The following is a 26,726-nucleotide window of genomic DNA, read 5'->3' as shown; positions in this document are numbered from 1 at the left end:
CGCGGCGGAGTTAATCGCGCGTTGACGCCGCGTCGGTATCCTGCGGCGATGACTGCCTGCCACTTTCGCCTGCCCTTGTTGCTCGCCTGCCTGTTGGCCACCGCGCCGGCGTGGGCGATCAAGGTGCAGAAGCTGCAGATCATCGGCCTGCGCGACGAGGCGATGGAAGCCAACGTGCGCAGCGCGCTGTCGCTGAGCGACGAGCTGGACCGCGACCTGCGCGCGCGCCGGCTGGGGCATCTGCTGCGGGTGGCCGAGGACGAAACCCGGCGCGCGCTGGAACCGTTCGGCTATTACTCGCCGACGATCAGCGTGGAGCGCAGCGACCGGCCCGCGCCCGTCGCCGATGCGCAAGCCGACGCCGCGGCGGGCGATGCCGATGATGGCGACGGCAGCGACGGCGATGCCGACAGCGACCGCGCGGATGCACCCAACGCGCGCGGCAACCGCGACCGCGTGCTGACCGTGATCATCCGCATCGATCCCGGCCAGCCGGTGAGGGTGCGCGGGCTGGAACTCGGGGTGGCCGGGCCGGGTGGCGACGACCGTCACGTCGGCGACGCGCTGGCCGCGTTCGAGCCGCGCATCGGCGCGGTGCTCGACCACCGCCTGTACGAAACCGGCAAGTCGCGGATCGCCACCGCACTGGCTGCGCACGGTTATTTCGATGCCGCGCTGGCCAGCCATCGGGTCGAGGTGACGCGGGCGCAGCAGGCCGCCGACATCGACCTGCGCTGGAGCAGCGGCGCGCGTCACATGCTGGGCGAAGCGCGCTTCACCCAGACGCCCAAGGCCATCATCGACCCGCGCCTGCTGGGCAAACTGGTGCCGTGGTCGCCGGGCCAGCCTTACGACCAGGCCGAGCTGGAACGCCTGCGCAAATCGCTGGTCATGCTGGACTATTTCGCGCTGGTCGATGTGCAGGCCGCGCCGGCGCAGGCCACTGGCCTGCAGGTGCCGGTGGAGGTGGAGCTGACCCCCGCCAAGCGCAGCATCTACAGCCTCGGCGCCAGCTACGGCACGCTCAGCGGCCCCGGCATCAGCGCCGGGGTGGAGCGGCGCTACCTCAACGCGCGCGGGCACAAGGCGCTGGCGCAGGTGGACTGGGCGGAGAAGCGCAAGACCGCAACGCTGCAGTACCGCATCCCCGCCTTCGCCTGGCTGGACGGCTGGTACACCGCCAGCCTGCAGGCCGCGGACGAGCAGACCGACTACGTCAACAGCCGCCGGCTGGAATTGGTGGGCAGCCGCAGCGGCCAGTACAACGACCATCTCAACCTGGTCGCCTCGCTGCACGTGCTGCGCGAACGCTGGGCCTATGCCAGCGTGACCCGGCCGACCCCGGACTTCAAGTACGCCAGCTTCGTCTATCCCTCGCTGCGCGCGGAATACATCGACGTGGACGAGCGCATGGCGCCGCGCCGCGGCGGCGGCGGCACCCTGACCCTGCGCGGCGGCAAGGGCGGCGCCGACGGCAGGGCCAGCTTCACCCAGCTGCATGCCAGCGTGCAGTGGTTCCACGGACTGGATCCCAGCAGCCGGCTGCTGGCGCGCGGCGAACTGGGCCACACCTTCACCGCCGACGTGCTCAACCTGCCGCCCAGCCTGCGCTACTACGCCGGCGGCGACCGCAGCGTGCGCGGCTACGGTTGGCACGAGATCGGCCCGCGCATCGCCACCAGCGGCGGCGACTATTTCACCGGCGCGCCCAACGTGGTCACCGCCAGCCTGGAATACGAGCGCTACTTCCGCGGCCCGTGGGGTGCGGCGGTGTTCGTGGATACCGGCAGCGCGTTCGAAGGCCGCGACGCCGACCTGCATACCGGCGTCGGCATCGGCCTGCGCTGGCGCTCGCCGGTGGGGCCGGTGCGCGTCGACATCGCGCGCGGGCTCAACGCGCCCGATTCGCCGATCACCCTGCACCTCAACATCGGCGCCGATCTGTGAAGGCGCGCGTGAAGGCACGACCGTGAACTGGCGCGAACGCTACCGCCGCTATCGGCGCTACGGGCTGGAGCCGCTGCCGGCCGATGCCAGCCGCGAACAGCGCGAGGCGCGCATCGCCGAATTGCGCACCCTGCGCCACAAGCGCCGGCGCAGGATCGCGATCCGCAGCGGCATCGGCATCGGCGCGGTGGCGCTGCTGGCGGTGGCGGCGATCTACTGGCTGGTCACGACCATCGGCGGGCGCGATTTCCTGCTGCGGCAGATCGTCTCGCGCCTGCCGGCCGATGCGGTGCTGACCTGGAAGCAGGCGGAAGGCCCGGTGTCGGGGCCGATGATCCTGCGCGGCGTGCATTTTTCGCTGCCGCGCCAGCGCGACCCCGACTGCGTGCCGACGGCCCAGGCCAGCTGCGCGATGGGCACGATCATTTTCGACGCGACGACCGTCGTGCTCGACCCGGCGATCCGCCCGCTGCTCGGCCGCACCCTGCGGCTGGACGCGCTGGACGTGACCGGCGCAACCCTCGACCTGCCGCGCAGCGACACCCCCTTCAAGCTGCCGACCTGGCCGGACGTGCTGCCGGCCATCGAGCCGCCGCTGGACCTGCGCGCCGACGCCATCCGCATCGACGGCCTGCGCGTGCTGCAGGAAGGCCAGCCGCTGGTCGACATCCGGCGCGCGCGCGGCGGGCTGGATGCGCGCAGCGGCAGCCTGCACGTGGAACGGCTGGCAGTGGACAGCGACCGTGGCCGCTTCACCCTGCACGGCGACTACGCGCCCGGCGACAACTACCGCAGCGACCTGCTGGCCACCGCGGTGCTGCCGGCGCCGGCCGGGCAGACCGCGCCGCGGCTGGGGCTGGTGGCGCGCGGCGATCTGTCGCGAATGGTGGTGGCGCTGGCCGGACGCGCACCCGCGCCGCTGCGCGCCACCCTGACCCTGCACGGCGCTGCGGATGCGCCGCGCTGGCAGCTGGATGCCGGCAGCGAGGCGCTCGACATCGATCTGCTGGCCGGCAGCGGCGCACCCGGCGTGCCGCTGCGCTTCCAGCTCGCTGCCAGCGGCAGCGGCGGCGATGCGCAGCTGCAGGGCGAGCTGCAGCGCGGGGACTTCATCCTGGCGGTGCTGCCGTCGAAACTGCAGCTGCTGGACCAGCGCCTGCAGCTGCAACCGCTGGCGGTAGCGACGCTGGGCGGGCGCATCGTCGCCAACGGCGTGGCCGACCTGCGCGACCCGGACAACACCTCGCTGAAGCTGGCGCTGAATGCGCGCGGGCTGCGTTGGCAGGACGCCGCCGGCAACACCGCGGTGCTGGCCGATGCCGACCTCGGCATCGCCGGCAAGCTGGAGCGCTGGGCGCTGCAGGGACAGGCGCGGCTGGCCCGCGGCGACGACCGCGCCAGCGTCGATGTGATCGGCACTGGCAACCGCGACGGCATGCGCTTTGAAACCCTGCGTGCAGCGATGCCGCAGGGCCGGCTGGACGCCAGCGGCACGCTGGCATGGACGCCCGCATTGCAGTGGCAGGCGCAGGCGCAGCTGGCCGGCTTCGACCCCGGCTACTTCGCGCCGGACTGGCCGGGCGCGATCAACGGTGCGCTGCGCAGCCACGGCACGCTGCGTGACGGCAAGGGCCTGCTGGCCCACATCGAGGCGCGCGCGCTGGGCGGCAAACTGCGCGGACGCGCGCTGTCCGGACGCGGCGATCTCGACATCGATGGCGATGCCTGGGCTGGCGACATCGCGCTGACGCTTGGCGGCAGCCGCATCGACGCCAAGGGCCGCATCGCCGCCACCATCGATGTGGACGCGAAGTTCGCGCCGCTGCGGCTCGACGACCTGCTGCCCGACGGCAAGGGCGTGCTGCGCGGCAGCCTGACGCTGCGCGGCGCCCGCAATGCGCCGGACGTGGCGGTGGACCTGGCCGGCAGCGATCTGGCCTTCGGCGACTACCGCGCGGCGCGGCTGCAGGCCAAGGGCCGGCTGCCGTGGCGGCAGGGCGACGGCGCGCTGCTGGTGGATGCCGACGGCGTGCAGGCCGGGGTGCCGCTGACCCACCTGCGCGCCTCGCTGCGCGGCGCGGTGGAACGACTGCGCTTCGACGTCGAGGCCGGCAACGACAGCGCCGCACTGGCACTGGCCGGCAGCGCGCAGAAACGGGGCGCGCGCTGGCAAGGCAGTCTGGCCAACGCGGTGCTCACCCCCGTCGCGGCGGCGAAATGGACGCAGCAGCAGCCGGCCAGCTGGTCCTGGGATGGCCGCAACGGCGCGCTGTCTTCCACCTGCCTGCAGTCCGCGCTGGGCGGCGCGCTATGTGCCAGCGCCGACTGGCCGCGCCGCGGCGTGGACCTGCGCGGCACCGGCCTGCCGCTGGCGCTGGCGTCGGACTGGCTGCCCAAGCGCGAGGACGGCCGGCCGTGGGCGCTCCACGGCGAGCTCGATCTGATCGCGCAGCTGCGCCCGCAGGGCAGTGCATGGAGCGCCACCGCCAGCGTCAGTTCGGCCAGCGGCGGCGTGCGCAACGGCCCGCGCGCGCGCCGCGACCTGCTCGGCTATCGCGAACTGAAAGTGGATGCGCGCTTCGGCCCCCAGCGCATCGACGCCACCCTTGCCACCGCGCTGGCCAAGGGCGGCCGCATCGCCGCCCACGTCGCCACCGGCTGGGACGCCTATGCGCCGCTGGCCGGCACGCTCAAGGCCAACCTGCGCGAGCTCGGCTGGCTGGAGCTGTTCTCGCCCGACATCGTCCAGCCCGCCGGCACGCTGGATCTCGACCTGCGCCTGGCCGGCACCCGCGCGCGCCCGCTGCTGGGCGGCAGCGGCCAGTTGCAGGACTTCGCCGCCGAGCTGCCGGCGCTGGGCATCGCGGTGCAGGATGGCACCGTGCGCCTGCAGGCGCGCGAGGATGGCAGCGCGCTGATCGACGGCAGCCTGGGCACCGGCAAGGGCCTGTTGCGCATCGACGGCAGCCTGGGCTGGCTGGACGACGCCACGCCGCTGCAGCTGAACCTGCGCGGCACCGACGTGCTGCTGGCCGACACCCGCCAGGTGCGCATCCTCGCTTCGCCCGACATCGCGGTGCGCTACCGCGCCGGCACCCCGCTGCAGGTGCGCGGCACGGTGGCGGTGCCGGAAGCCGACCTGCACCTGGAGCGGCTGGACATGGGCATCTCGCCCTCGCCCGACGTGGTGGTGCTGGACCCGATCGATCCCCTGCGCGCCGCCGCGGTGCCGCTGCGGCTCGACCTCGACGTGCTGGTGAACGTGGGCGACCGCGTGCGCATCGACGGCTTCGGCCTGGCTGGCACCCTCGACGGCAGCCTGCGCGTGCGCCAGCCGCCCGGCGGCGAGCTGCGCGCCACCGGCGCGCTGGAGGTCGGCGGCCGCTACCGCGCCTACGGCCAGGACCTGCGCATCACCCGCGGCCGCCTGCTGTGGTCGAACACGCCAGCCGGCGACCCGCGGCTGGACATCCGCGCCCAGCGCGAGATCGGCGCGGTCACCGCCGGCGTGCAGGTGAACGGCCGCGCCTCCGCACCGGAAGCCAGCGTTTGGTCGAACCCGGCGATGAGCCAGTCGGAAGCGCTGGCCTACCTCACCCTGGGCCGCCCGCTGCCCAGCCTGAGCAGCCGCGAAATGCAGCAGCTCGACGTCGCCAAGTCCGCGCTCAACACCGGCGTGGGCCTGCTCACCGCGCAGCTGGGCGCACGCATCGGCCTGGACGACGCCGGCGTCAGCACCTCGCGCGCGCTCGGCGCGGAGGTGCTGGGCATCGGCAAATACCTGTCGCCGAAACTCTACGTCAGCTACGGCGTGTCGCTGCTCGGCACCGGCCAGGTGGTGACGCTGAAATACCTGCTGCGCAAGGGCTTCGACATCCAGATCGAATCGTCCACCGTGGAGAACCGCGCGTCGGTGAACTGGCGGACGGAGAAGTAGGCGCACCGCGCCGGGCCAGTTCCGCACGCCTGCGCCCCGGCATGCGCGTTGGCGGCGGTGAGGGTAGCCGCGTCGCCAGCATCGGCGCAGGTGGGTCAGCCGCGCCTGGGTTCGGCGCGGTGACGGCGGCCCGGTGGCGTCATTCGCAAGAATCGATTTTCGTCCAGACCGCTCTGCCGTTCGGCGTCTTGAAGCAGCGCTTCCCCGCGCAAGTGACGTTCTGATAGGTGGCGGTCATCTCCGCTTCGGGCCCGGTCAACGTGTAGCTCCCCGAGCCCGTGGCGCCACTGTGCTCGAAGGAATGGGTGCCGCCGCGGTCGCTGGTGGGGGCGTGCTGCATGGTGCCGCCACAGACGGGGAAGGAGAACGGCTGGTCGACGTCGCAGACTGTGTGCGAGGTATTGCAGGTGCCCAGCCCGGTGATGCGGTAAGACCGCCCCTGCTTGGTGTCGAACTCCAGCACCGCCCGCCCCACCCCGCGCCTGCTGCGCGCCTCGAAGGAGATCTTGGCGCTTTCATCCTTCTTCGCCGGGCCCGCGTATTGGTAACGCGCGTCGGCCCGCACCTTGCCGCTGGCGGGTTGGAGGCTCTCGCCGCCTTCCAGCGTCGCCACGACACTGCCGCCGGTGGGCGCACCATCGGCCTTGGCGCGCGGGATCGCTTCCAGTTCGAACGCGGTATTGGGCCGGACGCCTTTGCGCCTGGAAGGGTCGCTGGTCACTTTCAGCTCCACGCATCGCCCGCTCTCCCAGGCCGGGCCCTTGCCCATGCCACGCAGCTGCATCTCCGCGATCAGCACCAACATCAGATGGCTCTGTTCGATCAGTGCATTCGCCATCTCCACCGCCGGCGTGTCCGTGAAGATGTTGAAGCCACTCCAGTCGTCCATCGCCGATGACGCGGCGCCGCCACGTTCCAGCCGCACCGTGCGCGCCATGCGCCGGTCGGAACCGTCGTCGACGCCGCCGATTTCCATCTGCATCTCCGTGGCCATGCCATCGGCGCTGTCGATCAACCGGGCGTCATCGTCCAGCCAGCGGTCCAGCTTGAACCGGGTGTGCACGCTGCCGCCGGTGCCGGGCTTGGCGCTGACGTGCATCGACGAGTCCACGTCCATGCTCACCCCGACCTTGCCCTGCACGTCAGGGCAGGCATCCACGTGCAGCTTCAGCTTGACCTTGCCGCTCAGGCCGCTTTCGTCGACATCGAAGGCCAGTTCCTGGTCCAGGCTGCCGTCTTCCCCGATCTGGAGTTCCGCATTGCCGCTTTTGCCGCCGAATCTCATCGGCCCCTGCTGCACCAACTCCGCCAGCTGCTGGTCGGACATGCTGCTGACACTGGAGGCGACCACCGAGCCGGTCATCAGGCCAGTGAACCCGGCCAGGCCCAGGCCCACCACGCCGCTCTGCATGCCCTCCCCGGTGAACGCAGCCGGCATCAACCTGGCGGACTGCGGCAGCAACGCGTCGATCTTGCGTTCGTAGGCGGTGCCGACGGCCTGCAGCGCCGCCAGCGCCTGCGCTTCACCGCCCAGCGCCGACTCGATGCCGGTCATCTGCATCATCCGGTAGTGCAACAGGTAGTCGAGCGGCTGACGACCCGCGCCACCTCCTTGGGGTCACGCGCCTGCAAGCGCGACAGCTCGCTGGCGCTCGGCGCCCCGCCGGGCGCCTTGGGCATCGGGGCGGCCGGCGGTGGATTCGTCTCCGGCACCTGCCCGCAGGCGACCAGCAACAGCGACAGGGCGAGCAGTGCGGGCAGCGGACGCATGGCGTTTCCTCTTGCGGGATCTTCCATGCATAGCGGAAATCTGGACCCCAACCGGACAGTGCGGGGCATCACGCGTACTCCGCAGGCTTTACCCCCCGGCCGCTGTCCGGCCTCAGCGCGCGATCCGCGCGCCCTTCAGATGGGCGGCGCCCTTGACCACGTCGGTCCACACCAGCCACGCGCCACCGGCATCCACCGCCAGCTTCGGGTAGCCGCTGGCCAGGCCGCGTGCGCCCAACTTGGCGACCTGGATCTTTTGCAGCGGTTTCGACAGATCGAGCGGGTAGCGGGCCAGCATCAGCGTCTGCCCCTGCGCATCCTCGCGCAGCCAGACCACCCATACTTGCTGCGTATCGATGGCGACCGCGGCACGCCCCAGCACCGCAGCGCCGGCATCCACCGCGACCGGCGCGAAGAAGCGATCCCCGGAATTCGGGCTGCGCGCCAGCCGCAGCGTCGGCGTGCCGCCGGCTTCGCTGTACCAGGCCACCACCGCGGTGTCGCCGGACGCGGCCAGCGCCGGGCCGGCCACCGGGCAGGCGTCGATCTTCCAGCCGTCGGCGTGGACGATCTTGGGCGCGCTCCAGGCGCCGTTTTCCAGCCGCGTCACCGCGATGTCGCGGATCTCGTCGTCACTGCGGTCGCGGTACGCCAGCAGCGGGCCGCGCGCAGTCATCGCCACCGCGGTCTGGCAGCAGTCGCAGCTGCGCGCGTCGACCTGCGCGTCGACGCCGCGGTTCAGGCTCATGTCGAAGCGGTTGGCCCGCAACTGCATGGCGCCGCTGACCGCGTTATGACCGTCCGGCCCGTGCGCTTCGCCGATGCCCTGCGCGCGACCGTCCAGCCAGGCGATGCCCAGCGCATCCGCACCGTCAGGCCACAGCGCGGCGAAGCCGTGCTCGACCGGCCGCGCGTCGTCGTTGACGCGGGTGATCTGGGTCCAGGCCATGCCGCCATCGCGCGAGCGCGCGAGCACCAGGTCATAGCCGCCGGCATCGTCCGGCTGGCGCTGCAGCCATTGCGCCCACAGCGCGCCGTCCGGCGTGGCCAGCAGGTGCGGGGTATCGGCGGCATTGGCGATCAGCGAATTGCCCACGGCAATGGTGCGCGGCTGGCTCTGCCATCCGGCCTGTTCGGTGTAGGACGCGAACTGCAGCGCGTTGCGGCGGCCGCCACGGCGGTTGATCCAGCTCAGCAGCACGCGCTCGCCTGGCGCCGATACCAGATCCGGCGCCATTGATCCCGCTTCTGCGGGCAGCACCCAAGTCTGCGCCGCGTAGTCGCCGTTGGCGGGTTTGGGTGGAGTGGCGTCGCGCTTGCAGGCCGCCAGCAGCGGCAGCGAGCAGGCGAAGGCGAAGGCGAGTGCAGTGCGTGTGTTCATCGGCGCAGGATACGCCCACCGGATCATCGAGGCGGCCCGGACGGGGCATTCACGACGCGGTTCGAAGTGCCGCTGCGCGAACGCCCTGCGCCATTGCCGCGTGCTTCAGGCCGCGCGTTCGCGCCGCGCCCGCTCCAGGTGCACCAGCAGCAGCGAGATCGCCGCCGGGGTCACACCGGGAATGCGCTGCGCCTGGCCCACGGTCTGCGGGCGCACGCGCTGGAGTTTCTGCAGCACCTCGGCGGACAGGCCGCGCACGCCGGCGTAATCGAACGCGTCGGGAATCGCGGTGGTTTCGTTGCGCTGCGCGCGCGCGATCTCCTCGCGCTGGCGGTCGAGGTAGCCGGCGTACTTGGTCTCGATCTCGACTTGTTCGGCCACCTTCTGATCGTCCACCGCCGGCCCCAGTTCTGGCACCCGCATCAGCGCGGCGTAGTCCAGCTCCGGGCGGCGCAGCAGATCCAGCGCGCTGTTCTCGCGGCTGACCTCGACGCCCAGATGGCGCGCCAGCGCCGCGCCCAGCGCGTTGTTCGGCGCCGCCCACAGCGCCGACAGCCGCGCGGTTTCGGCCACGATCGCTTCACGCTTGCGCGAGAATTTTTCCCAGCGCGCGGCGTTCACCAGCCCCAGCTCGCGGCCCATCGGCGTGAGCCGCGCATCGGCATTGTCCTCGCGCAGCTGCAGCCGGTATTCGGCGCGGCTGGTGAACATCCGATACGGCTCGGACGTGCCGTGGGTGATCAGGTCATCGACCAGCACGCCGAGATACGCCTGGTCGCGGCGCAGGCTCCACGCATCCTGCCCGCGCACGCAGCGCGCCGCGTTGACGCCAGCCAGCAGGCCCTGCGCGGCGGCCTCCTCGTAGCCGGTGGTGCCGTTGATCTGGCCGGCGAAGAACAACCCCGCCACCGCCTTGGTTTCCAGCGACGCCTTCAGCCCGCGCGGATCGAAGAAATCGTATTCGATGGCGTAGCCGGGGCGGGTGATGTGCGCCTGCTCGAAGCCGCGGATGCTGCGCACCAGGTCCAGCTGCACATCGAACGGCAGCGAGGTGGAAATGCCGTTCGGGTAGATCTCGCTGACGCTCAGCCCTTCCGGCTCGACGAAGATCTGGTGACTGGCCTTCTCGGCGAAGCGCACCACCTTGTCCTCGATGCTCGGGCAATAGCGCGGGCCGATGCCCTCGATCTGGCCGGAATACAGCGGGCTGCGGTGCAGCGCATCGCGGATGATCTGGTGGGTGCGTTCGCAGGTATCGGTGATCCAGCAGCTGACCTGCGCCGGCTGGTCTTCGTGGCGGCCCATGAAGGACATCACCGGGCGCGGCGTGTCGCCCGGCTGTTCCACCATCACCGAATAGTCCAGCGTGCGGCCGTCGATGCGCGGCGGCGTGCCGGTCTTGAGCCGGTCGACCACGAAGCGACCTTCGCGCAGCTTGTGCGCCAGCGCGGTGGACGGCGGATCGCCCATGCGGCCGGCGGCGTACTGGGTTTCACCGATGTGGATCTTGCCGGCGAGGAAGGTGCCGGCGGTCAGCACCACCGCCGGCGCGTGGAAACGCAGGCCGGTGTTGGTGATCGCGCCGCGCACGGCGTCGCCTTCGATGACCAGATCATCGACCGCGGCCTGGAACACGGTGAGCCTGTCCTGGGTTTCCACCGCGCGGCGGATGAAGCTGCGGTACAGCGCGCGATCGGCCTGGCAGCGGGTGGCGCGCACCGCCGGGCCTTTCGACGCATTGAGCGTGCGCCACTGGATGCCGGCGGCGTCGGCGGCCTTGGCCATGATCCCGCCGAGCGCGTCGATTTCCTTGACCAGATGGCCCTTGCCGATGCCGCCGATGGCCGGGTTGCAGCTCATCGCGCCGACCGTGTCGATGCTGTGGGTCAGCAGCAGCGTGCGCGCACCGGCGCGGGCGGCGGCCAGCGCGGCTTCGGTGCCGGCATGGCCGCCGCCGATGACGATGACATCGAAGCTGTAGAAGGAATGGCTCACGGGGAACTCCTGCCGGCACCGTCGGTGACTAAGCTCGCGCGTCCTGCGCTCGCCAAGTCACCCAGCCCTCGGCTCCTGCCTCGGGCGCTCGACGCGGCGCGAAGCTGCGCTTCGCAAACGCCGCGCATTCGCCCGGCATGGCCGCCGCCGATGACGATGACGTCGAAGTTGTGGAAGCTGGCGCGCATGCGGGCATTATCGCGCGCGCCGTGCGGGCGCGGCCGGGCAGGGTTGGCACGGTTCATGCTTTGGATAGATCAGCACCCGCCCTGGCACGCCAACTGGCGACGATCGGACTGAACAGGGGCCGATTACGCGCAGGACGGGGACGCTACGGGGGCCGGTTGTCGGGGGACAGCCGGCCCCCACTTTGTTTCCGGGGCCGCGGCATGCGCTTCCGGCCTGATCGGACGGAGGCGGCGCAGTGCGCCAGGAAGGAAAGCGCCGGTGCCCGCGAGACGCGGAACAGGGGGGATCCGGAGAATCCCGTCAGGCACCGGCATGGCTAGATTAGCGCGAACCGGCGCGAAGTGACGCTCCGGGTCAGTGTTTCGACAATCTCCGGTTCAGCCTGTGACGAAGCTCACAAAGCGCCCGGCAACGTGGCCTCAGGCGGTCATCGGAGCACCTGCGCTAGCATGCGCCGATGACCACCCAAGCCCTGCCGCTACCCGCTATCGCCGATATTTTCGATGCCGCCGCGCGCATCGCCCCGCATGCCCACGCTACCCCGGTACTGACCTCGCACGCACTCGACGCGGAGGCCGGGGCAAGCCTGCATTTCAAGGCCGAGCAGCTGCAGCGCATCGGCGCGTTCAAGTTCCGCGGCGCCTGCAACGCGGTGTTCTCGCTGGATGCCGCGCAGGCCGCGCGCGGCGTGGTCACCCATTCCTCCGGCAACCACGGCGCGGCACTGTCGCTGGCGGCGAAACTGCGCGGCATTCCCTGCCACGTGGTGGTGCCCGACGGCGCGGTTGCGGCCAAGCTGGCAGCGATCGAACACTACGGCGCGATCCTGCACCGCTGCGCGCCCACGATCGCCGCGCGCGAAGCGAGCTGCGCGCAGGTGCAGGCCGACACCGGCGGCAGCATCGTGCATCCGTACACCGATCCGCGGGTGATCGCCGGCCAGGGCACCGCCGCGTTGGAACTGCTGACCGCGCAGCCCGATCTGGATGCGCTGGTGGTGCCGCTGGGCGGCGGCGGGCTGGCGGCGGGCACCGCGCTGGCGATGCGCGCGCTGGCGCCGCAGTGCAGGCTGTTCCTCGCCGAGCCCATCGGTGCGGCCGACGGCGCGCGTTCGTTCGCGCGCGGCGCGCTCGACCTCGACATGGTCCCCGACACCGTTTGCGACGGCCTGCGCGGCACCCTGGGCGCAATCAACTTCGACCTGCTGCGCGCGGCCGATGCGCAGGTGCTGACGGTGGACGACGCGCGCACCATCGCCGCGATGCGGCTGCTGTGGACCCGCACCAAGCAGCTGGTCGAACCTTCGTCGGCGATCGCGCTGGCGGCGGTGCTGGCGCATCCCGGGCACTTCGCCGGGCGCCGCGTCGGCATCGTGCTGTCCGGCGGCAACGTCGATCTGGATGCGCTGCCGACGCTGCTGGCGCGCGCCGCCTGAGGCTCAATCCAGCGGCAGCGGCGCGACCTGCGGACGCGCACCGCCGGCGAGCGGCGAGGTGGCAGGCTGGCGCGGAATCCACAGGCTGAACACCACCTCGCCGTCGCGGTTCGCCGCCGCCACCTCGCCGCCGTGCGCACGCACGAACTGGTCGACGATGTAGAGCCCAAGCCCCAGCCCGCTGCAGGCCTGGAAGCTGCTCTTGAACGGCTCGAACAGCCGCGGCAGCAGCGCTTCGTCGATGCAACCGCGGTTGCGCACCTGCACCTGCAGGCGATTGCAATCGCTGCCGTCCAGGCGCAGCGACACCGGCGCCCCCTCGGCATGGCGCACCGCGTTGCCCACCAGATTGGACAGCACCTGGGTCATCCGGTCGACGTCGAAACGGCCGCCCATCGTGCCTTCGCACGCCAGCTCGACGGCAACCCCGGGGGCGGACTGGCGCAGCTCCTCGGCCACTTGGTCGGCGACCGCGCGCAGATCGCCTTCCTGCGGCTCCAGCCGCAGCACGCCGGAGCGGATCTTCGAGAAGTCCAGCAGCTGGGCAATCATCCGCGCCATCCGGTGGGCGCTGTCGAGGATGCGCCCGGCGATCCGGCTGCGATCGGTTTCCGGCGGCATCAGTTCCAGCGATTCCGCGCACAGGCTGATCACCGACAGCGGCGTGCGCAGGTCGTGCGTCATCACCGCGATCATGGTTTCGTTGAGCGCCAGCGCACGCGCCAGCCGTTCGTTGTTCTGCCGCATCAGCTCGCGCTGGCGGGCCATCTCCACGAACACCTGCACTTTGCTGAGGATGACGTGCGGCTCGACCGGCTTGTACAGGAAATCCACCGCGCCGCTGTCGTAGCCGCGGAACATCCGGCGCTGATCACGGGGGGAGGCGGTCAGGAAGAGGATCGGCACTTCGCGGGTACGGCTGGAGCCGCGCATCAGCTCCGCCAGATCGAAGCCGTTCATCTCAGGCATGTTGACGTCCAGCAGCGCCACCGCCACCGAATGGGTCAACAGCAGTTCCAGCGCCTGCGCGCCGGATTCGGCGGTCAGCACCGACAGGCCCTCGCCCTCCAGCACCGCGCGCATCGCCATCAGGTTCTGCGGCACGTCGTCCACCACCAGCACGTTCGCCTGCAGCGGCGCCGTTTCGGTATCGGAAAGATTCATCGCTCCACCCCCGCCAGCTGCTCGACCATCTGCTGCAACGTGAGCACGGCGTCGGCGCCGGCGGTCGCCAGCGCTGCCGCCGGCATCACCGGCATTTCCGCTTCGTCCGGGTCCTGCACCCAGACCCTGCCGCCGGCGCGGCGCACCGCGGCCGCGCCCTGTGCGCCGTCGGCGCTGGCGCCGGTCAGCACGATCGCCAGCAGCTCATGCTGCCAGACATGCGCGGCGGATTCGAACAGCACGTCGATGGACGGCATCGAATACAGCGGCGGTGTGTCCACCGACAACGCCACGTGTCCGGCATCTTCCACCATCAGGTGGTAGTCCGCCGGTGCCAGCAGCACCTGGCCGGCGACGATGGGCTGCTTGTCCTCGGCCTCCAGCACCGGCAGGGCGGCCGTGCCCGCCATCACTTCGGCCAGCTGGCTGGGGCGTCCACGCGGCAGATGGATCACCACCAGCACCGCGCACGGCAGCCGGGCCGGCAGCCCGGCCAGCAGTTCGCGCACCGCCGCCACGCCGCCGGCGGAGGCGCCGATCACGATGGCTGTTGGCGGTGGGTGCAACAGGCTCATGCCTTCTTCCGGAACAGTTTCTGCGCCGCCACCAGCGGCTCGAACGCATCGGCGTTGGCGCCGGAGCGCAGCGATTCCCGGCTGCCCAGGCCCAGGAAGCCGCGATGCACCAGCGCCTCGCGGAACAGACCGATCGCGCGGTCCTGCAGACCGGCGTTGAAGTAGATCAGCACGTTGCGGCAGGACACCAGGTGCACTTCCGAGAACACCGCGTCGGTGGCCAGGCTGTGGTCGGCGAACACCACGTGCTTGCGCAGCCGGCGGTCGAACACCGCGCGGCCATAGGCGCTGCTGTAGTAGTCGGACAGCGAGCCGGTGCCGCCCGCGGCCTGGTAGTTCTTGCTGAAGCCGCCAACCCGCCGCGCTTCGTAGGTGGCGCTTTCGGCCGCGCGCAGCGCCTGCGGATTGATGTCGGTGGCATAGATCAGGGTGCGTTCCAGCAGGCCCTCCTCGGCCAGCAGGATCGCCAGCGACCAGACCTCCTCGCCATTGCTGCAACCGGCCACCCAGATCTTCAGCGAAGGATAGGTGCGCAGGACCGGCGTTACGTGCTCGCGCAGGGCCAGGAAATAGGCCGGGTCGCGGAACATCTCCGAGACCTGCACGGTGAAGAACGGCAGCGCCTGCGCGAACGCATCCGGCTCGTGCAGGACCAGGTTCTGCAGGTCGGCCACGCTCTCGCACTCCAGCCGCTGCATGGCCTGGCGCACGCGCCGGCGCACCGAGGCCAGGGCGTAGTCGCGGAAGTCGTGGTGGTAGCGCTGGAACAGCGCCTCCAGCAGCAGCCGCACCTCCAGGTCGAACAACGCCTCCTCGTTCACGGCCGCGAACACCACACCCGGCACAGCGACACCAGTTTGTCCACATCGATGGGCTTGGCGATGTAGTCGTTGGCGCCGGCATCGAAGCAGCGCTGGCGGTCATCGCGCATCACCTTGGCGGTCAACGCGATGATCGGCAGTTCGGCCAGCCGCGGCTGCGCTCGGATCCGGCGCATCGCCTCCAGCCCGTCCATCTCCGGCATCATGATGTCCATCAGCACCAGGTCGAAGCTGCGCTGATCCAGCACCTCCAGTGCCTCGCGGCCATTGCGCGCGATCTCCAGCCGCACCCCCATCGGTTCCAGCACGCTGGACAGGGCGAAGATGTTGCGCACGTCGTCTTCCACCAGCAGCACGCTGCGCCCGTCCAGCGCACTGTCGCGGCGACGCGCCTCGGCCAGCAGCCGCTGCTGATCGCCCGGCAGCTGCGCCTCGACGCTGTGCAGGAACAGGGTGACTTCGTCCAGCAGCCGTTCCGGCGAGCGCGCGCCCTTGATGATGATGCTGCTGGAGTAGCGGCGCAGGCGCTGCTCCTGCTCGCGTCCGAGCGAACGGCCGGTGTAGACGATCACCGGCGGCGCGGATGCACCGTGGCCGCGGGCGATCTGTTCCAGCAGCGCGTCGCCGCTGCCGTCGGTCAGCGCCAGGTCGGTCACCACGCAGTCGAATGGGGCGCCGGCCAGTGCCTGCTGCGCCTCCTCCAAGCTGCCTACCGCCACGATGCTCAGGCCGTCGCGGGCCAGCAGCGCGCGCAGGCTGGCGCGCAAGTCGGCGTCGTCCTCGACGATCAGCAGGCGCTGGCCGTCGCGGTGCCCGCGCGCTTCCAGCGCGCGCAGCGCGCCGCCCAGCATCTCGCGGGTGGCCGGCTTGCGCAGGAAGCCGACGGCGCCCATTTCCAGCGCCAGCTGGGTGCGATCCAGTGCCGACACCACGTGCACCGGGATGTGGCGGGTGGTGGGGTCGCGCTTGAGCCGCTCCAGCACGCCCAGGCCGGAGCCGTCGGGCAGGCCGATGTCCAGCAGGATGCCGCAGGGCGCCAGCTCGGCGGCCAGCGTGATCGCCTCCGCCGCGCTGGCGGCGACCACGCAGTCGAAGTCGAGGTCATGGGCGATGTCCACCATCGCCGCCGCGAAGGCAGGTTCGTCCTCCACCACCAACACCAGGCGGCCGGGCCGTGCGGGACAGGCGCGGTCATCCGGCACCAGGCCCATCGCCGGCGGCGCGTGCTGTTCCGCCACAGCCCCGTCCGGCGGCGGTTGCACGAGCGCGCGGGCGGCAGCGGGTGCCGGCGCTGGCTCTGGCATCGCCGACGCCAGCGCGGCCGCGCTCATGTCGGCCGGCAACTCCAGGGTGAAGCAACTACCCTCGCCGGGCGTGCTGCGGACCTGCAGGGTGCCGCCCATGCGCCGCGCCAGGTCGCGCGAGATGGACAGCCCCAGGCCAGTGCCGCCGAAGCGCCGGCTGGTGCTGCCGTCGGCTTGGCGGAACGCTTCGAAAATCACCTCGTGCTGGTCGGCCGGAATGCCGATGCCGGTATCGGTGACCACGAACGCCAGCCGGTCGCCCTGCCGGGCTTCCATCCGCAACGTGACCTCGCCCTGCTCGGTGAACTTGATCGCGTTCGCCAGCAGGTTCTTGAGGATCTGCTTGAGACGCTTCACATCGCCCACCCCGATGGCATCGAAGTCGCCCTCGATGCGCAGGGCGAGGCCCTTGTCGGCGGCCAGCGGCTGGAATATGTCGTGCAGGCGGGTGGCCACCCACCGCAGGTCCAGTGGCTCGGCCGCCAACTCCACGTACCCGGCCTCGATCCGCGACAAATCCAGGATGTCGTTGATCAGCACCAGCAGGTCGTTGTTGGCGGCGTGGATGGCGTGGGCGTAGCGCACCTGCTCCTCGGTCAGCGTGCCCGGCTTGTTGTCCGCCAGCAGCTTGGCCAGGATCAGCGCGCTGTTGAGCGGCGTGCGCAGCTCGTGCGACATGTTGGCCAGGAACTCGGACTTGTAGCGGCTGGCCTCGGCCAGCGCATGCGCATTGCGCTCCAGATCGGCCTGCACCGCCAGCAGGCTGCGCCGCTGCGATTCCAGCTGGTGGGTGCGCTCCTCCAGGCGCACATTGGTCCGCTCCAGCTCCGCCTGCTGCGCCTCCAGGATCGCCTGCGACTGCTGCAGCGAGTTGCTCTGTTCTTCCAGCTCCTCGTTGGCGACCTGCAGTTCTTCCTGCTGGGTCTGCAGCTCGGCGCTCTGGCGCTGGGTTTCCTCCAGCAGGTCCAGCAGTTGCTGGCGCACGTTGGCGGCGCGCAGCGCCACGCCGATGGGTTCGCCGGCGGCGCGGATCAGCTTCAGCTCCAGCCGCGACGAAATCGGCGGCTTGCCCATGCGGCCCATCTCGAACGCACCGATGACCTCGCCGTCCAGGGTGATCGGCGCCAGCAGCAGTTCCCCCGGGGTGCTGGTGCCGAGGCTGGTGGCCAGCACCAGATGCGAGGCCTGCACCGGCGCGATCCGCTGGGCGCGCCCGCTGCGCACGGTTTCCGCCACCGCGCCGTCGCCGTGGCGCAGGCTGCGCGGCTGGTTGGGCGGCATCGCCAGCCCGCCGACCAGGGTCAATTCGCTGTCGTTGCTCTGGTAGAGCGCGCCGACGGGTGCGCCCAGACGATCGCCCAGTACCGAGAGCGCGTTGTGCGCCAGCGCCTCCGGCGCCTGGCTGCCGCGCAGCGACACCATCAGCTCGGCCAGGCTTTCCTCCAGCCACAGCGCCTCGCTCACCTGCACGCGCGCCAGCAGCGCATCGCGCACCACCCAGGCCAGCACCCAGCAGCAGCCCGCGCCGATGGCGCGGTTGAGGTTGGCCATGAACGGATCGATGCCGTCCGGCGACAGCCAGCTGCCCAACGCCAGCAGCACCGTGGCGATGGCCGCCACCAGCAGCGGCCCGCGGGGGCGCTCCTGGAAGAACGCCAGCGCCACCGCGACGAAATACATGCACCATTCCGCGTAACCCAGCGGGGTGATCGCATCCAGCAGCAGGGTGACCACGAGGGTCAGGACGATGGCGATCCAGGCGGCGTGCTGGCGGATGTCTTGGGGGGGCATGCGCTAACCCGTTGGGGAACGCCCTAGCCTAACCCCTTGCCTGTGGAGACCGCGTCAACCGCCGCGGTCACTGCGCAATGCGCGCACTTCGCGGCGGTCACGGGCGGCATCGCGGGCCACCACCCAGGCGAACAGCGCGATCCCCGCCACCACCACCAACGCCCCCGACAGCGCCTGCCCGCGTGGCCAGGCCTCGCCCAGGAACAGTGCGCCCAGCAACGCCGCGATCAGCACCTCGGCCGCCTGCATCGCCTCCACCGCGCCCAGCGCGGTGCCGTTGTCGCGGACCATGCCGGTGGCCTGGAAGAACAGGATGGTGGCGATCACCCCGGCGCTCAGCGCCACTCCGAACGCCAGCCCCAGCTGTGCCGCCGGCGGCGGCCCGGCCTGCGTCCATGCCCACAGCGACAGCGCCAGCCACGCCGGCTGGCTGGCCAGGGTCAGGCCGAACACCCGCTGGGTGGCATTGAGTTCGATGCCGCGCTTTTCCAGATGCAGCAACAGCCCGCGGTTGCCCAACGGATAGGCGAACGCGCTGGCGCCCACGCAGGCCAGCGCCAGCCACCCGCCCGCGTCCAGCGCGCCCTGCGCATGGCCCAGCTGCATCAGCAGCACCCCGGCCACGATCAGCGCAGCCACCGCGAAGCCAGCGCGCGGGATGCGCGCACGCGCATCGTCGTACAGCAACGGCGCGCACAGCATCCCGGCCAGCGCGGTCACCTGGAAGGTGCCGGCCACCAGCCACGACGGCCCGCTGGCGGCGGCGTAGCAAAGCAGCGCGTAGAACAGGAAGAAGCCGACCCCGCTCCACAGCAGCCACGCACCGGGCGCGCCGCGGATCGCCCTCCACACCGGCGCCACCCCGCCCTGCCACGGCATCAACGGCAGCAGCAGCGGCAGCACGAACAGGTAACGCAGCGCCGCCGTCCAGGCCCAGTGCCCACCCTCCAGCGCCGCGGCGCGGTTGAGCACATAGGTGGCGGTGAAGAACAGCGCCGACAGCAGCGATAGCGCGACCGCCGGCAGCGCCCGCCGCGACGGGCTCACCCGCGACGCCGGATCGGGATTCGCGCCACCGGCACCGCCACCAGATCGGCACCGCCTTCGCGGATCGGCGCGCCCGGTTCCGGCGCCCACGCCATCGCGCTGATGATTTCCCAGGTCGCCGGCAGGCCGGCATCGAAGCGGTGCGCTTCATACGCGGCGGCGGCGGCGGCAAAACGCCCGCGCCCGGTCAAGGTGGCGCGGCGGCCGGCCAGCGCATTGGTCGCACCCAGCGCGCGCAGCTCGTGCATCAGCGCCGGCAGGTCCGGGTACACGGTGGTTTCCTCGTCGCGGTCCACCACCGGCTGGAAGAAGCCGGCGTTGATGAGCGCATCGCCGATCCCCGCGGTGTCCACGAACGGGCTGACGTGCGGCGCGGCGTCGGCCTGCGCGAACGCGCCGCGCAGCTCCCACAGGGTTTCCGGGCCAAAGGTCGAGAACAGCAGCAGGCCCTGCGGCTTGAGCACGCGGCGGAAGCCGTTGAGCACCGATTCCAGGTCCTCCACCCATTGCAGGCACAGGTTGGAAAACACAACGTCCACGCTGCCGTCGGCCAGCGGTAGCTGGCGCGCATCCGCGCAGACCTGCACTGGCGCGCGCGCGAACGGGTTGGGCAGCCAGCGCGACGCCGGCTTGGCCGCAGCGCGTGCTTGCCGCAGCATCGGCAGCGCAAGATCCAGCGACAGGATCTCCGCCTTCGGCCAGCGCTGCTGCAGCAGCGCGCTGGCATGGCCGGTGCCGCAGCCGAGGTCGAGCACGCGCTGCGGCGGCTGGCGCGCCAGCGCGGGATCGTCGAGGTAGTCCAGCGACTCCATCAGCCGCGCTTCGGCCAGACGTTGCAGCTGCGCCACAGCGTCATAGCCGGAGGCCGAACGCGAGAACGCGCGCCGCACCTGCCTGGCGTCGAACAGCGGCGCACTCATGCGCCCGCCTCCACGAGGAAGCCGAGCAGCGCCTGCGCGACCTCATCCGCATGGGTCAGGAACGGCGCGTGGCCGGCATGCTCGATCTGAACGTAGCGCGCGTTCGGCGCCAGCGCGGCGGACGCTTGCATCGCCGCCGGATTGACCAGCCGGTCGCGGCGCCCGCCCAGCCACAGGCTGGGCACGGCCAGCGCCGGCAGGGCGTCGCGCAGGTCGCTGTCTTCCAGCACCTGCAGCCCCTCCGCCAGCACCCGTGGCGACGGTTCGCCATGCGCCAGCACCGCGTCGCGCAGCATCCGCAGCTCCTCACGCATGCGGTCGGAGCCGAACGCCTCCAGCGCGATGAAGCGGTCGATGGTGGCCTGCCAGTCCAGCCGCAGGCCGTCGGCGAAGCCGTGGAAGACTTCGGCCGGCATGCCCTGCGGCCAGTCGTCGGCGACCACGAATTTGGGCGTGGCGCAGACCATCGCCAGCGCCGGCACGCGCAACGGTTGCAGCGACGCCGCGCGCAGCGCGACCAGCCCGCCCAGCGACCAGCCGCACCACGGCGCCACAGGCAGCGTCTCCAGCAGCGCCTGCGCGCAGGCATCGAGCGCCAGCGGCACCCCGCTGTCGCGGCTGTGGCCGTGGCCGGGCAGATCCACCACGTGCAGGGTGCGGTGCGCGCGCAGCGCCTCGACCAGCGGCGCGAAGATGCCGCCGTGCATGGCCCAGCCATGCAGCAGCACCAGCGGCGGGCCGCTGCCCGCGATTTCCACATGCAGCTTGTTCATTGATCTCGCGCCAACAGCGCGCGGCGGGTTCCGGAACCGCGCATTATCGCGCGAAGCCGATCCCGCCCGCCGTATCGTGGGCGGATCACCCAGCAACCGGAGCCGCCCATGCATGCCAGCCGCCAGCCATCCCTCGACGATTCCGGGCTGTGGCGCGAGCAGGCGCTGATAGCCGGGCAATGGCGCGACTCGGACGCCGGCGGCCGCTGCGAGGTGCGCAATCCCGCCAGCGGGGCGCTGCTGGGCACGGTGCCGGACATGGGCGCAGCGGAAACCTGCCAGGCGATCGATGCCGCCCACGCCGCCTTTCCGGCATGGGCCGCCACCACCGCGAAACAGCGCGCGCAGGTACTGCGCCGGATGCACGACCTGATGATGCAGCACCAGCACGACCTCGCCGTGCTGATGACCGCCGAACAGGGCAAGCCGCTGGCGGAGGCGCTGGGCGAGGTGGCGTATTCGGCCAGCTATTTCGAATGGTTCGGCGAACAGGCCAAGCGCATGGACGGCGACACCATTCCCGGCCATGCCGGCGACAAGCGCCTCCTCACCCTGCGCCAGCCGGTAGGCGTGGTCGCGGCGATCACGCCGTGGAATTTTCCTTCGGCGATGCTGGGCCGCAAGCTGGGACCGGCGCTGGCGGCAGGCTGCACGGTGGTCTGCAAACCCGCGCTGCAGACCCCGTTCTCGGCGTTGGCGCTGGGGGTGATCGGCGAGCGCGCCGGGCTGCCGCCGGGCGTGCTCAACATCGTCACCGGCGCCGACGCGCCCGCCATCGGCGCCGAGATGACTTCGAACCCGAAGGTGCGCAAGCTCGGCTTCACCGGCTCCACCGCGGTCGGCAAACAGCTGATGGCGCAGTGCGCGACCGACCTCAAGCGGCTGTCGCTGGAACTGGGCGGCAACGCGCCGTTCATCGTGTTCGACGATGCCGACCTGGATGCCGCGGTGGCAGGCGCCATCGCCAGCAAGTTCCGCAACAGCGGGCAGACCTGCGTCTGCGCCAACCGGCTGTTCGTGCAGGCGGGGGTCCATGACGCGTTCGCGGAAAAACTGGTCGCGGCGGTGCGGGCGCTGCGGGTGGGCGACGGCCTGCTGGACGACACCGACCAGGGCCCGCTGATCGATGCCAAGGCGCTGGCCAAGGTCGAAGCGCATATCGCCGATGCGCTGGCGAAGGGCGCGCGCATCGCCATCGGTGGCCATCGCCACGCGCTGGGCGGCACCTTCTTCGAACCCACCGTGCTGCTCGACGCCGGCGACGACATGCTGCTGGCGCACGAGGAAACCTTCGGCCCGGTGGCGCCGCTGCTGCGCTTCGAAACCGAAGACGAGGTGCTGCGCCGTGCCAACGCCACTCCGTTCGGACTGGCCGCGTATTTCTACACCCGCGACCTGGCCCGCAGCTGGCGGGTGTCGGAAGCGCTGCAGGCCGGCATGGTGGGCATCAACACCGGGCTGATTTCCACCGAGGTGGCGCCGTTCGGCGGGGTGAAGCAGTCCGGCGTCGGCCGCGAAGGATCGAAGTACGGCCTCGACGACTACACCGAGCTGAAGTACGTCTGCGTCGGCGGCGTGTAGGCGCTCAGCACTGGGGCGCGCGATGCTCTTTGCGTGCTCTTGCGGAAGCGCCCGCGCTTTTACGCGGTGGTGGCGAACACGCCGGCCCGCGCGTAGTCGCGCGCGCGCGCCAGCGCGTCCAGCAGCTTGTCGACGTCGGCTTCGGTATGCGCGGCCGACAGGGTGATGCGCAGGCGCGCACTGCCCTCCGGTACGGTGGGCGGACGGATCGCCGCCACCCAGAACCCCTGCCGTTCCAGCGCCGCGGCCATCGCCAGCGCATCCGCCTCTGCCCCGCACAGCAGCGGCTGGATCGGCGTATCGGAAGGCAGCAGTTCCAGTTCGTGGCGGCGCGCACCGGCGCGGAAGCGCTGCACCAGCGCGGCGAGTTTTTCGCGCCGCCAGTGTTCGCGCCGCGCCAGCTTGACCGCCGCCAGCGAGGCCGCGGCCTGCGCCGGCGGCAGCGCGGTGGTGTAGATGTACGGGCGCGCGGTTTCGGCCAGGTGGCGGACCAGATCGGCTTCGCCGGCGACCACCGCACCGTAACTGCCGAGCGCCTTGCCGAGAGTGACCAGCCGCAGCGGCACCGCGGCGCTGTCCAGCCCGGCGTCATCGATACTGCCGCGGCCTTCCTCGCCCAGCACGCCGATGCCGTGGGCGTCGTCCACGTACAGGGTGGCGCGCTGCACCCGCGCCACCAGCGCCAGCTGCTTCAGCGGCGCGATGTCGCCGTCCATGCTGAACACGCCGTCGGTGGCCAGCAGCGCGGCGCCATCCGGCCAGCCGCGCAGCTGCCGCAGCGCGGCCTCGGGATCGGCATGCGGATAGCGGCGCAGGGCGCAGCCGGCCAGCTGCGCGCCGTCGATCAGGCTGGCGTGGTTGAGCCGGTCCTGCACGCAGACATCGCCCTTGCCCAGCAGCGCCTGCAGCACCGCCAGGTTGGCCAGGTAGCCGCTGCCGAACAGCAGCGCAGAAGGCACGCCCAGCCACTCGGCGACTTCGCGCTCCAGCGCTTCGTGGGCGGCATGGTGGCCGCAGACCAGGTGCGAGGCGACGCCGCCGGCGCCCTCGCGCGAAGCCATGTCCTGCAAGGCCCCGGCCACCGCGAACTGCTGCGACAGGCCCAGGTAGTCGTTGCCGCAGAAATTCAGCAGCCAGCGCGGCACGCCGTCGGCACCCATCACCTCGCAACGTGCGCCGTCGCGGTGCAGCACGCTGCGGCGGACGCGGATGCGCTGCTCGGCGGCGCGTCGTTCGCGCTGCGCGGCGATGCGGGCGGGCAGCGACTCGCGCGCCATCTCAGGCCGCTTCGGTGATGCCGGCGTGCACCGTGGCGGTGCAGGCGTCGATGCTGTCGTCGCGCACGGCGTCGACCTGCATCGGCCGCAGGCCGAGGCGTTCGAACAGCGCTTTGTCGCGGCCGGTATCCGGGTTGCCGGTGGTCAACAGCTTCTCCCCGTGGAAGATCGAATTCGCCCCTGCGGCAAAGCATAGCGCCTGCAGCTCGTCGGACATCGTCTCACGGCCCGCGGACAGCCGGACCATCGATTTCGGCATCAGGATCCGGGCCACTGCGACCGTGCGCACAAATTCGAACGGGTCCAGTTCGACGGTGCCGTGTAGCGGCGTGCCTTCCACCTGCACCAGCCGGTTGATCGGCACCGAATCCGGGTGCGCCGGCAGGTTGGCCAGCGTCATCAGCAAGCCGGCGCGCTGGCGGCGCGACTCGCCCATGCCGACGATGCCGCCACAGCAGGTCTTCATGCCGGCATCGCGCACCTGCGCGAGGGTGTCGAAGCGGTCCTGCATCTGACGGGTATGGATCACGTCGCCGTAGAACTCGGGGTCGGTGTCGATGTTGTGGTTGTAGTAGTCCAGCCCGGCGTCCTTCAACGCCCGCGCCTGCCCGCCGCTGAGCATGCCGAGGGTGGCGCAGGTTTCCAGCCCCAGCGCCTTCACCTCGCGGATCATCTCGGCGACCTTCGGAATATCGCGGTCCTTCGGCGAACGCCAGGCCGCGCCCATGCAGAAGCGCGAAGCGCCGGCGGCCTTGGCCTGGCGCGCCTTCTCCACCACCTCGGCGGGGTCCATCAGCTTGGTCGCGTCCACGCCGGTGTGGTAGCGCGCCGCCTGCGGGCAGTAACTGCAGTCCTCCGGGCAGCCGCCGGTCTTCACCGACAGCAGCGTGGACACCTGCACCTCGCTCGGGTCGAAGTGCTGGCGGTGGGCGCAGGCGGCGCGGTAGAGCAGCTCGGTGAAGGGCAGCGCGAACAGCGCTTCCACCTCGCTGCGGCTCCAGTCATGGCGAACGGGGAAAGCGACGACCTCGGGCATGGGGTTTTTCCGACTGACGCAGGGCGCGAAGGCGCGCAGTCTGGAACGCATGCCCGTCACCGTCAACCAAATCAGGCAATCCAGAGTTGACGGAAAGTGGTGCGCGCCGCTTTGCTGGTTGTTCCCGCCGCGCTGCTTGGTCTGCGGCGATCCCGGCCTGCCGGGGCGCGACCTGTGCGCCGCCTGCCACGTCGCGCTTCCGCGCCCGCGCCACGCTTGCCCGCGCTGCGCGCTGCCGATGCCCGAAGCCGCAACCTGCCCGGCCTGCCTCGCGCGACCGCCGCCACTGGAGGCCGCGCATGCAGCCTTCGACTACGCGTTCCCGCTTGACCGGCTGCTGCCGCGGCTGAAGTTCCATCGCGATTTCTCCGCCGGGTGGGTGCTGGCGCAGTGCATGGCCGAGCGCTTCGCCGGCCTGCCGCGCCCGCAGGCGCTGGTGCCAGTGCCGCTGCACCGCGAACGGCTGCGCCAGCGCGGCTACGACCAGGCGCTGGAACTGGCGCGACCGCTGGCCAGGGCGCTGGATCTACCGCTGCACGCCGGGCTGCTGCAGAGAGCCAAGGCCACCCGGGCGCAGTCGCGGCTGGACGCGGAGGCTCGCGGACGCAACCTGCGCGGCGCGTTCCGCGTGGACGCCCGGGCGACATTGCCGGCGCACGTGGCGTTGATCGATGACGTGATGACCACCGGCGCCACCCTGCACGCCGCCGCCCGGGCCCTGCGCGCAGCGGGTGTGGCGCGCATCGATGCCTGGGTGTGCGCGCGCGTGGCTTGACCCGCCGCGCCGGCTGCTCAGGCCGCAACCACCTTCGCGCGCAGGGCGAAATCCAGCGCGATGCCGGCAAACAGCGCCATTCCCACCCAGTTGTTGTGCAGGAAGGCGCGGAAGCAGGCCGCGCGCTCGCGCCCGCGCGCCAGCCCGAACTCCCACGCCACCAGCACCAATGCCATGCCCATGCCGGCCCAGTACCAGACGCCCATCCCGGCCTCGCGGCCGACCAGCGCCAGCGCGAAGAACATGCAGGCGTACAGCACGCCCTGGGCGGCGAGGTCCATGTCACCGAACAGGATCGCGGTGGACTTCGATCCCATCCGGATGTCGTCGTCGCGATCGACCATCGCATACCAGGTGTCGTAGGCAGTGGCCCAGAAGATGTTGGCCACGTACAGCACCCACGCCACCGGCGGCACCGCCCCGGTCAGCGCGGCAAATCCCATCGGGATACCCCAGCCGAACGCCATGCCCAGATAGACCTGCGGCAGGTAGGTGTAACGCTTCAGGTACGGATAGCTGGCCGCCAGCAGCACCCCGACCACGCTCATGTAGATGGCCAGGCGGTTCAACGTCAGCACCAGCGCGAACGCCGCCAGCATCAGCACCGCGAACACGACCAGTGCCTCGCGCCCGGACACCTCACCGGTGGCCAGCGGCCGGTGTTTGGTCCGCTCCACGCTGCCGTCCAGCCAGCGGTCGGCGTAGTCGTTGATCACGCAGCCGGCCGAACGGGTCAGCCACACCCCCAGCGAGAACACCAGCAGCGGCCACAGCGGCGGCACCCCGTCGGCGGCGATCCACAGCCCCCACCAGGTCGGCCACAGCAGCAGCATCCAACCGATCGGCCGATCCGCGCGCACCAGTTTCCAGTACAGGCGCAGGCGCTGGCGCCAGCGCGGCGCGATGGCGGAAGTCGGCGAAGAATCTGGAGAGTGGGCCATCGTGGATGCGCGGGGTTCGATGTGATCGCGGGGCGCAATAACCAGGGGAAACGCTGGCGCCGAACCG

20 protein-coding genes are annotated in these 26,726 nt (G+C 71.2%); 5 read left to right on the top strand and 15 right to left on the bottom strand.

From position 1 onward, the window contains the following. The first annotated feature begins 48 nt into the window (after positions 1–48). Together E5S66_RS01630 and E5S66_RS01625 are read left to right on the top strand one after the other, a co-directional pair. Positions 49–1,947, top strand: coding sequence for an autotransporter assembly complex protein TamA (locus E5S66_RS01630; protein WP_138346937.1), 1,899 nt, complete (start codon positions 49–51; stop codon positions 1,945–1,947). A 22-nt stretch (positions 1,948–1,969) separates the two neighbouring features. Then, the gene (locus tag E5S66_RS01625) at positions 1,970–5,884 is read left to right on the top strand and encodes a translocation/assembly module TamB domain-containing protein (RefSeq protein ID WP_246037103.1); all 3,915 of its coding nucleotides are present in this window, start codon (positions 1,970–1,972) and stop codon (positions 5,882–5,884) included. Positions 5,885–6,023: 139 nt separating this feature from the next. Here the strand turns inward: E5S66_RS01625 and E5S66_RS01620 are convergent, their stop codons facing one another. From E5S66_RS01620 to E5S66_RS01600, 5 genes are all read right to left on the bottom strand, one after another. Next, entirely contained in the window at positions 6,024–7,439 is a 1,416-nt protein-coding gene (locus E5S66_RS01620; RefSeq protein WP_138346935.1) for a hypothetical protein, read from the bottom strand. Between the two features lie 5 nt (positions 7,440–7,444). Beyond that, positions 7,445–7,681 carry a hypothetical protein gene (locus E5S66_RS01615; protein WP_138346933.1) on the bottom strand — a complete coding sequence of 79 codons (237 nt, stop codon included), beginning with the start codon at positions 7,679–7,681 and terminating at the stop codon, positions 7,445–7,447. Positions 7,682–7,766: 85 nt separating this feature from the next. After that, positions 7,767–9,035, bottom strand: coding sequence for a sialidase family protein (locus tag E5S66_RS01610; RefSeq protein WP_138346932.1), 1,269 nt, complete (start codon positions 9,033–9,035; stop codon positions 7,767–7,769). Between the two features lie 105 nt (positions 9,036–9,140). Beyond that, entirely contained in the window at positions 9,141–11,030 is a 1,890-nt protein-coding gene (mnmG, locus tag E5S66_RS01605) for a tRNA uridine-5-carboxymethylaminomethyl(34) synthesis enzyme MnmG (protein WP_138346930.1), read from the bottom strand. Further along, positions 11,027–11,218 (bottom strand): hypothetical protein, encoded by a 192-nt coding sequence (locus E5S66_RS01600; protein ID WP_138346928.1) that lies wholly within the window; start codon positions 11,216–11,218, stop codon positions 11,027–11,029. Before E5S66_RS01600 ends, mnmG begins: the two co-directional genes overlap by 4 nt. A 458-nt stretch (positions 11,219–11,676) precedes the next feature. Between E5S66_RS01600 and E5S66_RS01595 the strand changes: the two genes are divergently transcribed. Then, positions 11,677–12,654, top strand: coding sequence for a pyridoxal-phosphate dependent enzyme (locus E5S66_RS01595; protein ID WP_138346926.1), 978 nt, complete (start codon positions 11,677–11,679; stop codon positions 12,652–12,654). Positions 12,655–12,657: 3 nt separating this feature from the next. Here E5S66_RS01595 and E5S66_RS01590 read toward each other — a convergent pair whose 3' ends face one another. Genes E5S66_RS01590 through bioH form a run of 7 tightly spaced genes read right to left on the bottom strand, consistent with a single transcriptional unit; the run spans position 12,658 to position 21,040 of the window. Continuing rightward, positions 12,658–13,818, bottom strand: a complete 1,161-nt coding sequence (locus E5S66_RS01590; RefSeq protein WP_138346924.1) for a hybrid sensor histidine kinase/response regulator — start codon at positions 13,816–13,818, stop codon at positions 12,658–12,660. Next, positions 13,815–14,393: a chemotaxis protein CheB gene (locus tag E5S66_RS01585; RefSeq protein ID WP_138346922.1), complete on the bottom strand. Its 579-nt coding sequence runs from the start codon at positions 14,391–14,393 to the stop codon at positions 13,815–13,817. The genes E5S66_RS01590 and E5S66_RS01585 overlap by 4 nt, the downstream gene beginning before the upstream one ends. After that, a complete protein-coding gene (locus tag E5S66_RS01580) occupies positions 14,390–15,238 on the bottom strand; it encodes a CheR family methyltransferase (protein ID WP_171033435.1) in 849 nt (282 codons plus the stop codon). The genes E5S66_RS01585 and E5S66_RS01580 overlap by 4 nt, the downstream gene beginning before the upstream one ends. Next, positions 15,211–18,309 (bottom strand): response regulator, encoded by a 3,099-nt coding sequence (locus tag E5S66_RS01575; protein WP_138346918.1) that lies wholly within the window; start codon positions 18,307–18,309, stop codon positions 15,211–15,213. Before E5S66_RS01575 ends, E5S66_RS01580 begins: the two co-directional genes overlap by 28 nt. A gap of 54 nt (positions 18,310–18,363) precedes the next feature. Continuing rightward, the gene (locus E5S66_RS01570) at positions 18,364–19,356 is read right to left on the bottom strand and encodes a multidrug resistance efflux transporter family protein (protein ID WP_138346916.1); all 993 of its coding nucleotides are present in this window, start codon (positions 19,354–19,356) and stop codon (positions 18,364–18,366) included. After that, on the bottom strand, positions 19,353–20,276 hold the full coding sequence (bioC, locus tag E5S66_RS01565) for a malonyl-ACP O-methyltransferase BioC (RefSeq protein ID WP_028840438.1): 924 nt from the start codon (positions 20,274–20,276) through the stop codon (positions 19,353–19,355). Before bioC ends, E5S66_RS01570 begins: the two co-directional genes overlap by 4 nt. Next, a complete protein-coding gene (bioH, locus tag E5S66_RS01560) occupies positions 20,273–21,040 on the bottom strand; it encodes a pimeloyl-ACP methyl ester esterase BioH (RefSeq protein WP_138347788.1) in 768 nt (255 codons plus the stop codon). Before bioH ends, bioC begins: the two co-directional genes overlap by 4 nt. A gap of 117 nt (positions 21,041–21,157) precedes the next feature. Here bioH and E5S66_RS01555 point away from each other — a divergent pair, with 117 nt between their 5' ends. Further along, positions 21,158–22,630 (top strand): NAD-dependent succinate-semialdehyde dehydrogenase, encoded by a 1,473-nt coding sequence (locus E5S66_RS01555; protein WP_138346915.1) that lies wholly within the window; start codon positions 21,158–21,160, stop codon positions 22,628–22,630. A 59-nt stretch (positions 22,631–22,689) separates the two neighbouring features. On the opposite strand, the gene bioF is transcribed toward E5S66_RS01555, so the two are convergent. After that, a complete protein-coding gene (gene bioF, locus E5S66_RS01550; protein ID WP_138346913.1) occupies positions 22,690–23,907 on the bottom strand; it encodes an 8-amino-7-oxononanoate synthase in 1,218 nt (405 codons plus the stop codon). Between the two features lies 1 nt (position 23,908). Continuing rightward, positions 23,909–24,943, bottom strand: coding sequence for a biotin synthase BioB (gene bioB / locus E5S66_RS01545; protein ID WP_138346911.1), 1,035 nt, complete (start codon positions 24,941–24,943; stop codon positions 23,909–23,911). A gap of 49 nt (positions 24,944–24,992) precedes the next feature. Here bioB and E5S66_RS01540 point away from each other — a divergent pair, with 49 nt between their 5' ends. After that, positions 24,993–25,718, top strand: coding sequence for a ComF family protein (locus E5S66_RS01540; protein ID WP_138347786.1), 726 nt, complete (start codon positions 24,993–24,995; stop codon positions 25,716–25,718). Between the two features lie 17 nt (positions 25,719–25,735). On the opposite strand, the gene ubiA is transcribed toward E5S66_RS01540, so the two are convergent. Beyond that, the gene (gene ubiA / locus E5S66_RS01535; RefSeq protein ID WP_138346909.1) at positions 25,736–26,659 is read right to left on the bottom strand and encodes a 4-hydroxybenzoate octaprenyltransferase; all 924 of its coding nucleotides are present in this window, start codon (positions 26,657–26,659) and stop codon (positions 25,736–25,738) included. Between the last annotated feature and the right edge of the window lie 67 nt (positions 26,660–26,726).

Origin of the sequence: Thermomonas fusca (assembly GCF_005862345.1) — a bacterium.
Taxonomy (GTDB): domain Bacteria; phylum Pseudomonadota; class Gammaproteobacteria; order Xanthomonadales; family Xanthomonadaceae; genus Thermomonas; species Thermomonas fusca.
Note: the sequence above shows the minus strand (reverse complement) of the source record. Positions and strands in the feature narration are given on the sequence as shown.